13 protein-coding genes and 1 riboswitch are annotated in these 12,400 nt (G+C 38.0%); all 13 genes read right to left on the bottom strand.

Annotated elements, in window-relative coordinates; translation table 11 throughout:
* Positions 1-118: 118 nt before the first annotated feature.
* Positions 119-1,210, bottom strand: a complete 1,092-nt coding sequence (gene ychF / locus CI949_RS10930; protein ID WP_108140936.1) for a redox-regulated ATPase YchF — start codon at positions 1,208-1,210, stop codon at positions 119-121.
* A 24-nt stretch (positions 1,211-1,234) separates the two neighbouring features.
* On the bottom strand, positions 1,235-1,414 hold the full coding sequence (locus tag CI949_RS10925; protein WP_108140934.1) for a DUF951 domain-containing protein: 180 nt from the start codon (positions 1,412-1,414) through the stop codon (positions 1,235-1,237).
* Between the two features lie 49 nt (positions 1,415-1,463).
* On the bottom strand, positions 1,464-2,015 hold the full coding sequence (locus tag CI949_RS10920) for a tetratricopeptide repeat protein (RefSeq protein ID WP_108140932.1): 552 nt from the start codon (positions 2,013-2,015) through the stop codon (positions 1,464-1,466).
* 158 nt (positions 2,016-2,173) lie between these two features.
* Positions 2,174-3,607 (bottom strand): aminomethyl-transferring glycine dehydrogenase subunit GcvPB, encoded by a 1,434-nt coding sequence (gene gcvPB, locus CI949_RS10915; RefSeq protein ID WP_108140930.1) that lies wholly within the window; start codon positions 3,605-3,607, stop codon positions 2,174-2,176.
* The gene (gcvPA, locus tag CI949_RS10910) at positions 3,608-4,945 is read right to left on the bottom strand and encodes an aminomethyl-transferring glycine dehydrogenase subunit GcvPA (RefSeq protein WP_290766327.1); all 1,338 of its coding nucleotides are present in this window, start codon (positions 4,943-4,945) and stop codon (positions 3,608-3,610) included. It abuts the gene before it with no gap.
* Positions 4,946-4,947: 2 nt separating this feature from the next.
* Entirely contained in the window at positions 4,948-5,331 is a 384-nt protein-coding gene (gcvH, locus tag CI949_RS10905) for a glycine cleavage system protein GcvH (RefSeq protein WP_133530193.1), read from the bottom strand.
* Positions 5,332-5,398: 67 nt separating this feature from the next.
* Positions 5,399-6,472 carry a glycine cleavage system aminomethyltransferase GcvT gene (gcvT, locus tag CI949_RS10900; RefSeq protein WP_133530194.1) on the bottom strand — a complete coding sequence of 358 codons (1,074 nt, stop codon included), beginning with the start codon at positions 6,470-6,472 and terminating at the stop codon, positions 5,399-5,401.
* A 96-nt stretch (positions 6,473-6,568) separates the two neighbouring features.
* Positions 6,569-6,652, bottom strand: a riboswitch (glycine riboswitch).
* 55 nt (positions 6,653-6,707) lie between these two features.
* Complete coding sequence (locus CI949_RS10895; RefSeq protein ID WP_108140922.1) at positions 6,708-7,394, bottom strand: DUF554 domain-containing protein; 687 nt, start codon at positions 7,392-7,394, stop codon at positions 6,708-6,710.
* 52 nt (positions 7,395-7,446) lie between these two features.
* A complete protein-coding gene (locus CI949_RS10890; RefSeq protein ID WP_108140920.1) occupies positions 7,447-8,292 on the bottom strand; it encodes a ParB/RepB/Spo0J family partition protein in 846 nt (281 codons plus the stop codon).
* On the bottom strand, positions 8,285-9,046 hold the full coding sequence (locus CI949_RS10885; protein ID WP_108140918.1) for a ParA family protein: 762 nt from the start codon (positions 9,044-9,046) through the stop codon (positions 8,285-8,287). Before CI949_RS10885 ends, CI949_RS10890 begins: the two co-directional genes overlap by 8 nt.
* A 41-nt stretch (positions 9,047-9,087) precedes the next feature.
* The gene (gene noc / locus CI949_RS10880; RefSeq protein ID WP_290766319.1) at positions 9,088-9,888 is read right to left on the bottom strand and encodes a nucleoid occlusion protein; all 801 of its coding nucleotides are present in this window, start codon (positions 9,886-9,888) and stop codon (positions 9,088-9,090) included.
* Between the two features lie 113 nt (positions 9,889-10,001).
* Entirely contained in the window at positions 10,002-10,733 is a 732-nt protein-coding gene (rsmG, locus tag CI949_RS10875; RefSeq protein ID WP_290766316.1) for a 16S rRNA (guanine(527)-N(7))-methyltransferase RsmG, read from the bottom strand.
* Positions 10,720-12,400, bottom strand: a 1,681-nt coding sequence (mnmG, locus tag CI949_RS10870) for a tRNA uridine-5-carboxymethylaminomethyl(34) synthesis enzyme MnmG (protein WP_290766313.1), incomplete at its 5' end; no start/stop codon positions are given. The genes mnmG and rsmG, both read right to left, overlap by 14 nt.

Genomic DNA, 12,400 nt, shown 5'->3' with positions numbered 1-12,400 from the left:
ATAGCTGATTATGTTAAAATTATTTGCTGTTTGACCGAAGGGAGTTCAAATAATTAATAATCAACTATCTATTGAAGCCGTCAATGGAGATTGTGTGCAAATTATAACTCAAATAAGATCAGACATTAAACCTAAAGTGACAAACATCTCCATCCTGCATTATATAATCTTTACCTTCCAGGCGTAGAAGACCTTCTTCTCTGGCATCAGCCATTGAGCCAACTCTCTTTAAATCTTCGAAACTTACAATTTCAGCTCTGATAAATCCTTTTTCCATATCACTGTGAATTCTACCAGCTGCCTGAGGTGCTGTGGATCCCCTCTCTACTGTCCAGGCCCTGCACTCTTTTTCACCTGCAGTTAAAAAAGTAAGTAAATTTAATAATTCATAACCTGCTTTGATTACTCGATCCAGACCAGAATCATTAAGGCCGAGCTCATCCAAAAACATCTCTTTTTCATCTTCGTCCAGCTCAGCAATATCAGCTTCAATCTTAGCACTAATTTCAACTACCTTGGCACCATCACGCTCAGCATGTTCTCTTACCTCTTTTACAAGCTGATTCTGACCGGTATTAATATCATCTTCATTAACATTAGCCAGATAAATAATTGGCTTCGCACTTAAAAGCTGCAGTTCTTTAACCAGCCGCTCTCCGGTTTCGGAAAGTTCAAGCTGCCGGATGTTTTTTCCCTCTTCCAGAGCATCTGAAATCTTCTCCAGAGATTCAACTTCTTTGAGATATATTTTATCTCCACTTTTAGCCTGCTTTTTAGATTTTTCGAGTCTTTTTTCTACCTGAGCCAGGTCAGCCATCATTAATTCTGTATTGATAATATCAATATCTCTATCTGGAGATATTTTACCGTCAACATGGGTTATATTTTCATCGTCAAAACAGCGAACCACCTGAGCAATCGCATCTACTTCTCTGATGTGAGCTAAAAATTTATTACCCAGACCTTCACCCCGGCTGGCTCCCTCTACAAGTCCAGCTATATCTACAAATTCAATCACTGTAGGTGTTTTCTTTTCTGGCTGATATTTATCTGCCAGCCAGTCCAGGCGCTCATCAGGTACCGGTACAACTCCCACATTAGGATCTATAGTACAAAAAGGATAATTTGCCGCATCAGCCCCTGCTTCTGTCAGAGCATTAAAAAGAGTCGATTTACCTACATTTGGCAGTCCAACAATTCCTATTTTCATTAAAAAATCTTCCTTCCTAAATAATTAAAGTTTTTTCTTAACACTTTTTTCGAATTTATTTCTTGGTAACATAATTACTCGCTCACAGGTCTCACATTTTGCTTTAAAATCCATGCCGACCCTCAAAATTTCCCAGGTCTTACCTCCACAGGGATGTGTTTTTTTAAATTCTACCCTGTCACCTACTGAATAGTCTTCCGGCATTTAAAGACCTCCTCTATTTTCTATTATTTTCGCTCCTATGATTAAAAATCTAACTTAAAAGTAAATAAAGAATTAAAATCAAAGCTGCCACTAAGAAAATAACAAAAAGACAGCCAGGATCTTTATAAAACGGCTTATCTGCATTGATATCATAACTAAAGCTTCCCTTTTTTCTGGCTTTTTTAAGATATTTAATAGATTCCGAATAATTTCCCTCTTCCCGATAAATCACACCCAAATTATTATAGGCAGGTCCATATTCTTCATCTAACTTAATTGCCTTCTGATAAAGTTCTTTGGCTCTCTTTGAATTACCCATCTCTCTGGCTATACTGCCGAGGTTAGTTATAGCAGGAGCAAAATCTGGATCCTGCTGCAGTATTTGATTGAGCAGTGACTGAGCCTGATTAAATTCTTTATTATAGATGTGAATAACGGCCTTTTTGTTCAGAGCAGGCACAAAATTTGGCTTTTCCTTTAAAAAATGATCAAGCTTTTTTTTAGCTTTTTTTCGGCGCCCTTTTTCCATTAAATTGACACATTCCTGATAAAGTTTTTTGTTCTCATCTTCCAGCTGATTTTTATATGTTTCTTCTCTCATTTTATCCACCTACTTTTAATTAACTTCAATTTAATATTATATCACACAGTTACCTAAAACTGCAAAAATGGCCCTAAGTGGGCCATCTGCAGATATTAATTTTTTAGCTATTATTTTTTGTTTAGCTAAAGTTCTTTTAAGTATCAAACCAGCATCATTTACCAGTGCAAATCAGGATTTCTAGCAGCTGCTGTTTCATCAAGCTTTCTAACAGTTGTTGTATGGGGTGCATTTATAACCAGTTCTGGATCTTCTTTTATTTCCCGGGAAATAGTCAGCATAGTTTCCACAAAATGATCCAGAGTTCCTATATTTTCAGTCTCTGTCGGCTCAATCATCATAGCCTCTTTAACTACCAGCGGGAAATAAATTGTTGGTGCATACTGATCATAATCTAATAATCTTTTTGCTATATTAAGGGTTGATGCCCCTTCCTCCTTCTGCCGGCTGCCGGAGAGGACAAACTCATGCAGGCTTTCTTCAGCATAGGGAAGTTCAAAGTCCTTTTTAAGTCTCGCTTTTAAATAGTTAGCATTTAAAACAGCATTTTCTGTTGTCTCTTTAAGTCCTTTGCCACCTACAGTTTTAATATAGGCCCAGGCTCTGAGCATTACACCATAATTTCCATAAAAACTGTGAACTTTTCCAATTGATTTTGGCCGCTGATAATCCCAGAAATATTTTTCTTGATCCTTTTTCAAAACTGGTTTAGGCAGATATGGAGCCAAAAAGTCCTTTACCCCAACCGGGCCAGAACCAGGTCCACCTCCACCGTGAGGAGTTGAAAATGTCTTATGCAGATTAAAGTGCATTAAATCAAAATCCATCAGCCCGGGTTTAGCATAACCCATGATAGCATTCATATTAGCGCCATCATAATATACAAGGCCTCCGACTTCATGAACCATTTCAGTTATTTTTAAAATATCCTCTTCAAAAATACCAAGAGTATTGGGATTAGTCAGCATTAGAGCAGCAGTATTTTCATCGAGCGCTTCTGCCAGGGCGTCCAGATCAACCATACCTCTTTCGTTAGAAGCAATTTCAACCACATCAAAACCAGCCATTGCTGCACTGGCAGGATTGGTTCCATGAGCTGAATCCGGTACAATTACTTTTGTTCTATTTTCTTCACGATCTTCAAAATATTTTTTAACTATCAAAAGAGAAGTAAATTCGCCGTGTGCCCCTGAGGCAGGCTGAAGTGTGATTTCATCCATAGCACTTATTTCTGCCAGATCTAACTTCAACTGATATAGTATTTCCAATGAGCCCTGCAGCTGTTCTATCGGCTGATAGGGATGAATATTGCTCAGGCCAGAAATTCTGGCCACTCTTTCATTTCTTTTAGGATTATATTTCATAGTACAGGAACCAAGTGGATAAATTCCGGAGTCAACCCCATAATTCATTTCGCTTAATGCCGTATAATGACGAACTACATCAACTTCACTAACTTCCGGCAGTTCAATCTCTTCTCTTAAATAACCAGCTAAATTTTCGTTTATATCGCTTTTTCCCACCTCAAGCGGAGGTAGAGAATAACCTCTGCGTCCAGGACTGCTGTAATCTTTTATTAATTTTTCCTCCACTTAAAGCACCTCCAGTTTTTCTACTAATTTATCCATTTCTGCTTTGCTTCTTTTTTCAGTTACACAGACCAGAATTCCTTCACTGCCCGCCTCTTTTAAATCATAACCGGCAATTATATCAGCAGCTAAAAGTTCCTTAATCAATTCTGTACTGTCCTTTTCAGTTTTTAAAACAAATTCATTGAAGAAATTTTCTTTATTTAAAACCTGATAACCGACCAGCTGATCAAGTTTATCAGCTAAGTAATGAGCTTTATGATAGGACTGCTCTCCAACTTCTTTTAGACCTGCTTTACCCATTGTGGAGAGATAAATTGTAGCCATTAAAGCGTTTAGGGCCTCATTTGTACAGATATTGGAAGTTGCCTTTTCTCGGCGAATATGCTGTTCCCTGGTCTGCAGAGTTAGCACAAAACCTTCTTTTCCGTCAACATCAGTTGTTTTTCCAACTATTCTACCCGGAAGCTGTCTGAGCATCCTCCTATCATCTTTACAGGCCATAAAACCAAGGTATGGTCCTCCATAATTGAGGCCACTGCCGAGGTTTTGTGCTTCTCCAACTACAATGTCAGCACCAAAATCAGCAGGTGCTTTTAAAACTCCAAGTAAGACTGGATTGGCGATTACCAGCAGTAAAGTTTTTTTGTTGTTTTTAATCATTTTTGAAATTTCTTCCATCTTTTCTATAGAGCCATAGAAATTTGGATACTGCAGAACTACAACTGCAGTCTGATCATCAAGATTTTCTTTAAGCTGAGTCGGGTCAATAAACTGATCCTCTGTTTCTAAATCAACAAAATCAAGATCTACTCCGGCTCCATAAGTTTTGATAACTTCTCTATAAGCAGGATTAATTGTGTCAGGCAGGATCACCCTGGAATTTCTGGTGATTCTCGCAGCCATCGTAACCGCTTCTGCAGCTGCTGAGCCGCCATCCAGCATTGAGGCGTTAGCAATACCCATCCCTGTTAGATCACAGATCATACTCTGGTATTCGTAAATTGCCTCCAGAGTCCCCTGGCTCAATTCAGCCTGATAAGGGGTATAGGCCGTATAAAATTCCGAACGAGAAATTAAAGCATCTATTATACCGGGAACATAATGATCATAGGCCCCTGCTCCCAGGAAAGAAATCTGTTGATCAAGGCTTTTGTTCTTAGCTGCCTGTGCCTGAGCCTTTCTCATCAATTCCATTTCGGAAATTCCTGACTCAATATTTAATTCATCATCTGCTGATACTGCTTCTGGTATCATCTGAAAAAGATCTTTAATCTCTTTAATTCCAATCTCCTTCAGCATTTTATTTTTTTCTGCTGCTGTATTGGAAATATAATCCATGCTTATTCCTCCTCTATGAATTCAGCATACTCCTCTGCAGATAAAAGTTCATCCAGCTCAGAATCATCAGCCGGATCAACCTTAATTAACCAGCCTTCACCATAAGGGTCATCATTTATCAATTCAGGATTGTCAAGTAAGTCTTCATTAACTTCGATAACTCTACCACTAACAGGGATAAAGGTGTCAGAAACAGCTTTAACTGACTCTAAAACTCCAAAACTATCATCTTTATCAAACTCTTCATCAACTTCTGGTAATTCAACAAAAACGATGTCTCCCAGCTCTTCCTGAGCAAAATCAGTAACACCAATTACAAGATAGTCTTCTTCTTCTCTAACCCACTCATGATCCTCTGAATAATATAAATCTTCTTTTACACTCATTTTTATTCCTCCTTATAATTTTTAATGCAGCAACTAATTACTCTTAATTATTTTTAAAGATCCTAAACTAGACAAAAGGACCTTTTACTACCTCAGCCTTGATTTTTCTATTTCTCACTTTGATCTCAATCTCACTACCTACTTCCGTATGTTCGCTTTTTAGGTAAGCCAGGCCTATTCCTTCTTCTAATGTAGGAGAATAACTGCCGCTGGTTACTTCACCAATCTTTTCTTCTCCAGCATAGACTTCATAACCGTGACGAGCCATACCTCTACCCCTGATTACAAATGGTGTTAGTTTTCTCTGACAGCAGTTTTCCTTTATATCTATTAATTTCTTTCTACCAATAAAATCTCCTTTGTCGAGTTCAACTGTCCAGCCTAATCCAGCCTCAAAAGGGTTGGTGCTTTCATCTATATCATTACCATAGAGAGCATATATTTTTTCAAGCCTCAGAGTATCTCTAGCGCCGAGACCACAGGCCTGCAGGCCAAAATCTGAACCTGCTTCCATTAACTCATTCCACATTTTTTCAGCTTCTTCAGGCTCAAAATAAAGTTCATAACCTAATTCACCTGTATAGCCAGTCCGTGAAACTATCATATTAACACCGGCGACTTTCGCTTCTCTAAACCTGTAATAACTGAGGCTGTTTAAATCAATATCTGTTAATTGAGTCAATATTTTTTTAGAGTTTGGTCCCTGTAGTGCCACCATCGCATAGTTAGCTGATAAATTTTCAGCAGTCGTATCTTCAAGCAGGTGTTCTTTTATCCAGTTATAATCTTTTTCAATATTAGAGGCATTTACAACCAGTAAAAACTGATCATCCTGCAGAGAGTAAACAAGCAGATCGTCAATAATTCCCCCATCTTCTTTACAGATTGGCGTATAAATAATTTTACCTTTTTCCAACTTATTTAAATCATTTGCAATGATTTTCTGCAGCGATTTTTTAGCATTTTTACCACTGACAAGAATTTCTCCCATATGAGAGACGTCAAAAAGACCGCATTTATTTCTGACAGCCTTATGTTCTTCAATAATACCGGTATATTCTACCGGCATTTCCCAGCCGCCAAAATCAGTCATTTTTGCTCCCATATTCTTATGTACCTGATTGAGTGGAGTTTTTTTCATTTATTTGACCTCCTTTAAATTTTGATAAAAAGAAAACAGGAAGCCGGAAAGAAATCCGACTCCCTGTTCATTAATAATTTGCTATGTCCAGAGTTACGTCCAGCTGAATTCTTTTTGCCTGAGAGTTTCGGTCTCCCTTGCTCCTTCGGCGCCATCTAGGGTCTCTCATCCAGCCTTCACCCGTTTATTAAATTCTATGTTACAATTATATATTATTTTTTTAAATATTGCAAAATTAAAATACAAATGCTGTCAGTACTACAGCTACAAGCAGTGCGGGCAGAAGATTACCAGCTTTAATTTTACTGACTCCCAGCATATTTAAACCAATCGCTGTAATTAAAAGGCCTCCGCTGGCTGTCATTATTCTAATCATATCTTCGGTCAGATATACAGCAGCCCAACCAGCCGCTAAAGTAATGCTCCCCTGGTAAAGCAGTATCGGAATTACTGAAAAAGCAACTCCAATCCCTGTGCTGGCTGCAAAAGCAATCGAAGTTATGCCGTCCAGCAGTGATTTGGTGAATAAAATGCTGGGATCTCCATTAAGCCCATCCTGAATCGAGCCCATAATAGCCATTGCCCCTACACAGTAGATTAAGCTGGCCTGAACAAAGCCCTGAACAAAAAGATCATCTTCTCCCCCAAACTTTTCTTTTAAACCTTCACCAAAATCATTTAACCTTTTCTCAAGCTGCAGAAGCTCCCCAATTACTGCTCCAATCACCAGACTAAAAATAACCAGTAGAATATCCGGATCTTTTTCGATACTAAAAGCCATCTTCATCCCAATTAAAATTACAGCCAGACTAATTCCATGAATTACAGTTGTCTGTACTTTTTCAGGAAATTTACCCCGGAAAAGAACTCCGACTGTGCTTCCGGTTAGCACTGATGCTACATTAACTATAGTTCCTATCATTATATCACCTATCTACTCTCTTCTATATATATTTGTTTCACATGAAACACTATTAAAGTTTTTTAACAAGTTCATTTAATCTATCTACACTATCAAGCTCAATAGTCAGCAGATTGTTTTTCTTGCGCTGTTTAATCTTAACTTTTGTCCCTAATTTCTTTTCTAATTCTGCTGCTGCCTGCTGCCAGGCCTGAGGCAGTTCTTCTTTTTCTTTTTTCTTTTCCTTATCTTTTAAGGGGTTTTTAAGTTTCTCCACATACTTTTCTGTCTCCCTGACAGTCAAATCCTGAATTATAATATTTTCGCAGGCTGCAACCTGAGCGGCTTCCTTATCCAGGGATAGTAATGCTCGCGCATGACCGATGGTAATTGTCCCCCGCTCAAGGTGGTTTTTGACTTTTTCAGCTAATTTTAATAATCTAACCATATTTGAAACATTAGAGCGACTTTTACCTACCTGTTTGGCCAGCTCGGCCTGAGTGATTTCAAAATTATCGAGCATTTCCTTATAAGCTTTTGCTTCTTCCACCGGGTTTAAATCTTCCCGCTGTATATTTTCAATTAGAGCTATTTCCAGCATTTCCTGATCGTCAAAATTTCTAATTACTGCCGGGATTTTGTTTAAACCAACAAGTTTTGATGCCCGCCAGCGCCTTTCTCCTGCTACAATCTGATACTTTTCTGCTTTAATCTTGCGGACAGTAATTGGCTGAATAACACCCTTTTCTCGTATTGAATTTGCCAGTTCATTTAAAGCATCCTCATCAAATGTACTCCGCGGCTGAAATGGATTTGCTTCGATTTGATCAACAAAAACTTCTTCAACCCTGTTTTGATCAACATTTTCTTCATTATTTATTAAAGCACTTAAGCCTTTACCAAGTCTTTTTTTACTCAAGAGAGATCACTTCCTCTGCTAATTTTCTGTATGCTTCCGCTCCTTTGGAGGAGGAGCTGTAGTCTAATATTGGCTTACCAAAACTTGGAGCCTCACTTAAACGAACATTGCGAGGAATTATCGTCTCAAAAACAAGTTGAGAAAAATAATCTTTAACCTCATCAATTACCTGTTCAGAAAGATTGGTTCTGGCATCATACATGGTCATTAAAACACCTTCGATTCTTAAATCTGAATTCAAATTTTTTCTGACCAGCTCAATAGTATTCATCAGCTGCCCCAGCCCCTCCAGGGCATAATATTCGCACTGAATAGGAACCATAACACTGTCGGCTGCGGTCAGAGCATTTAAAGTTAAAAGTCCTAAAGAAGGAGGACAATCAATAATTATATAATCATAATCACGGTCAAGATTTTTTAATGATTTTTTTAATCTGCTCTCCCTGGAGATAATAGAAACAAGCTCTATTTCAGCCCCTGCCAGCTCAATATTGGCAGGAATGATGTCCAGATTTTTGCTTTCACTCTGCAAAATAGCCTTCGCTGGGGGCTCAGATTCAATTAATAAATCATAGATTGTATATTCAACCTCAGATTTTTCAATACCCAGACCACTGCTTGCATTCCCCTGAGGATCAATATCAATCAGTAAAACTTTATTATTTTTTTCTGCCAGGCCAGCACTTAAGTTAACTGCTGTTGTGCTCTTGCCAACCCCACCTTTTTGATTGACAATTGCAATTTTTTTAGCCATTATTTCACCTCTTTGTGAACATTATTTAAATCTATAAATTATTATTTTGAAAGTTTGATATAATATTCGATAGTATCCTGATCATCACTGCGCTCAAATTCAACATTTATCCCTGAATCCTTAATCTCTGAAATTCTTTTTTCGAGAGAATTAGCAAAAAGACGAAGATCATCAGAAATATGTTTTATCTTTTTTCTCTTTGCAGCCGGCTGCTTTCTTTTCTTGATCAGTTTTTCAGTCTCTCTAACATTAAGCCCTTTTTTACTTATTTCTTCAACCACTGCCAGCTGTTCTGCCGGACTGTCCAGCTGCAGAAGAGATCTCCCGTGTCTCTCACTTAAATCAGCTGCCAGAATTTTTTCTCGAATCTGCTCTGACAGATTTAACAAACGCAATTTGTTGGCTATAGTCGACTGGCTTTTAGAAACTCTTGCCGCCAGCTCTTTTTGAGTTAAATCAAATTCATCCAATAATCGCTGATAGGCCTTGGCTTCTTCTAAAAAATTTAAATCTTTCCGCTGCAGATTTTCAATCAGAGCTATTTCTGCCATCTGCTGGTCATTAAAATCCTTAACCACAGCCGGAATAACTTCCTTATTTAATAATCGGGCAGCTCTCAACCTTCTCTCTCCAGCAATTAGTTCATATTCATTTTCTTTTTTTCTAACTGTAATTGCCTGGATTAAGCCGAAATTCTTAATTGAATCTGCAAGCTCTTTAATTTCAGTCTGATTAAACTCCTGCCGCGGTTGAAAAGGATTAACTTTGATTTCTTCTACTTTAATTTCTACAATCTGATCCCTGTTTTTTTGGTCTTCCTGATTAAAGAAAGGAATTTTCATTCATAATTACCCCCACATAAAAATATATTTCTCTAAATTACTTAAATCTCCTTTATAAATATTTAATTTAGCCAGAATTAAGTCAATTCCAAAACTATTTCCCGGGAAATAACTTAGAGGGGGCGTTTTTTTGGAATTCCAGCCCGACGAGGATATTTTTCTGGGGTTTGAGAAATTTTTTTAATGACAATTAAGTATCTCTCAGCTTCTAAACCCGGCACATCAAGCTCTATTATTTCTTTAACCTCAGCTCCAAGTGTTTTTAAAGCAGCCTGAGCTGCTTCAATTTCCTCTTCATATTCCGGTCCTTTATAAAGATAAGCCAAACCACCTATTTTTAAAAAGGGAACTGAATATTCCAGCAAAATATTTAAAGAAGCAACTGCCCTTGAACAGACATAATCAAAAGAAGACCTCCATTCACCAATTTGTGCCAGATCCTCAGCTCTGCCGTGGGTAGCGTCAATGCCCTTAAGTCCTAGTTTATAACTCAGCTGATTTAAGAAATTAACCTTTTTTGCTGAAGAATCGAGCAAATAAAAGCTGTCTCCAGGTAAAAATAATTTTAAGACCATACCTGGAAAACCGGCTCCACTCCCAATATCAAGCCATCTCTTACGTCCTTCTAAATTAAGCTGTTTTAATATTACCAGCGAATCTAAAAAATGTTTTTTGATAACAGCATCTGCTTCTGTAATTGTGCTTAAATTATATTTCTTATTTTCCTCAATAAAGAAAAGATAGTATTCCCACAGCTGATCAAGCTGCTCGCTGCTGTAGGAAATATTTAACTCTTCTATTCCATTTCTTAATTTTTTTATAAATTCCTTTTTATTTTTCTCCATTCTGATCATCCTTTTTAGTTCTATTATACTGCTCTAAATAAATCATTAAAGCAGAAATATCTGCTGGAGAAACACCTGAAATCCTTGACGCCTGACCGATAGAAAGTGGTCTAATCTTATTAAGTTTCTCTCTAGCCTCCAGGCGCAGATTATCAAGCTGATTATAATCCAGTTCTTCAGGAATTTTTTTCTCTTCCATTTTTCTAAACTGCTCTACCTGAGCTTCCTGGCGTTCGATATAACCTTTATATTTAACCTGAATTTCTACCTGTTCCTGAACATCCTTTTTGATCTCCGGCAGATCTTCAGCAAAAAACTTCAGATCTGAATAAGAAATTTCAGGCCGGCGCAGAAGTTTTTCAAGACTTACTGGTTTACTTAAGTTTCCACTCCCAAGCTCTTCCAGTCTGGCTCTAACTTCTTTAGTCGGATTAACCTGGTTTTCATCTGCTCTTAAAAATCTAAGAGCCTTTTTTACGCCCTTCATTTTTTTTTGATAATTCTCATATCTCTGATCACTGACCAGACCAATTTCTCTTCCCAGAGGAGTTAAACGCTGATCGGCGTTATCCTGACGCAGCAGCAGCCTGTATTCTGCTCGAGATGTCATAATTCTATAAGGCTCAGGTGTTCCTTTGGTCACCAGATCATCAATTAAAACACCTATATAGGCCTGAGAGCGTTTTAAAATCACCGGCTCCTTATCCTGCAGACTCAAAGCAGCATTAATACCGGCAATTAATCCCTGACCGGCTGCCTCTTCATAACCAGAACTACCATTAATCTGACCGGCTGTATATAAACCCTTTACTTTTTTTAATTCTAAATCAAGTTTTAATTCTTCCGGATCCACACAGTCATACTCAATTGCATAACCGGGTCTCATTATCTCCACATTTTCTAAACCAGGTACAGTTCTTGCCATTTCAATCTGTACGTCATAGGGCAAGCTGGTAGAAAGCCCGGAAACATAATACTCATCAGTCCCCAAACCCTCCGGCTCAATAAATAGCTGATGCCTTCCTTTATCAGGAAAACGAACTACTTTGTCCTCGATCGAAGGACAGTAACGCGGTCCAACACCATCAATAACACCACTGAATAAAGGGGTTCTCATTTTATTATCATTAATAATTCTGTGGGTTTCTTCCGAAGTATAGGTCAAATAACACATTGCCTGCTCACCGGTTAAAGGCTCAGATTCAAAAGAAAAACTCAAACCTTCTTCTCCCGGCTGGGGCTCCATTTTTGAAAAATCCATTGATTTTTTGCTGACTCGAGGTGGAGTCCCAGTTTTAAAACGGCGCAGATTGATCCCCAGTTCTTTTAGGCTTCCGGAAAGTTTATTTGCAGGATACTGCTGATTAGGTCCGGCATTAAATTTAGCCTCACCAATTATTATTCTTCCTTTTAAAAAAGTACCGGTTGTCAGAATAACCTTTTTGCCGGGGAAGAAGACTCCAGTTTTAGTTACAACCCCTTTAACTTCTCCATCTTCCACAACTATATCTTCTGCTATCTGTTGTTTTAAATCTATATTATCTTCCTGTTCTAAAACCTGTTTCATCCGCTTGTGGTATTCATCTTTATCTGATTGGCCCCGCAGACCATGAACTGCTGGACCCTTACTTGTATTCAGCATTCTGATTTGAATCATTGTTTCATCC

This window comes from Halanaerobium sp., from assembly GCF_003070835.1.
Note: the sequence above shows the minus strand (reverse complement) of the source record. Positions and strands in the feature narration are given on the sequence as shown.

What these genes read in the sequence shown, in the direction of transcription:
- ychF (WP_108140936.1), bottom strand. Translation starts at nt 1,210, where the DNA reads ATGAAAATAGGAATTGTTGGACTGCCAAATGTAGGTAAATCGACTCTT.
- CI949_RS10925 (WP_108140934.1), bottom strand. Translation starts at nt 1,414, where the DNA reads ATGCCGGAAGACTATTCAGTAGGTGACAGGGTAGAATTTAAAAAAACA.
- CI949_RS10920 (WP_108140932.1), bottom strand. Translation starts at nt 2,015, where the DNA reads ATGAGAGAAGAAACATATAAAAATCAGCTGGAAGATGAGAACAAAAAA.
- gcvPA (WP_290766327.1), bottom strand. Translation starts at nt 4,945, where the DNA reads ATGGATTATATTTCCAATACAGCAGCAGAAAAAAATAAAATGCTGAAG.
- gcvH (WP_133530193.1), bottom strand. Translation starts at nt 5,331, where the DNA reads ATGAGTGTAAAAGAAGATTTATATTATTCAGAGGATCATGAGTGGGTT.
- gcvT (WP_133530194.1), bottom strand. Translation starts at nt 6,472, where the DNA reads ATGAAAAAAACTCCACTCAATCAGGTACATAAGAATATGGGAGCAAAA.
- CI949_RS10895 (WP_108140922.1), bottom strand. Translation starts at nt 7,394, where the DNA reads ATGATAGGAACTATAGTTAATGTAGCATCAGTGCTAACCGGAAGCACA.
- CI949_RS10885 (WP_108140918.1), bottom strand. Translation starts at nt 9,046, where the DNA reads ATGGCTAAAAAAATTGCAATTGTCAATCAAAAAGGTGGGGTTGGCAAG.
- noc (WP_290766319.1), bottom strand. Translation starts at nt 9,888, where the DNA reads ATGAAAATTCCTTTCTTTAATCAGGAAGACCAAAAAAACAGGGATCAG.
- rsmG (WP_290766316.1), bottom strand. Translation starts at nt 10,733, where the DNA reads ATGGAGAAAAATAAAAAGGAATTTATAAAAAAATTAAGAAATGGAATA.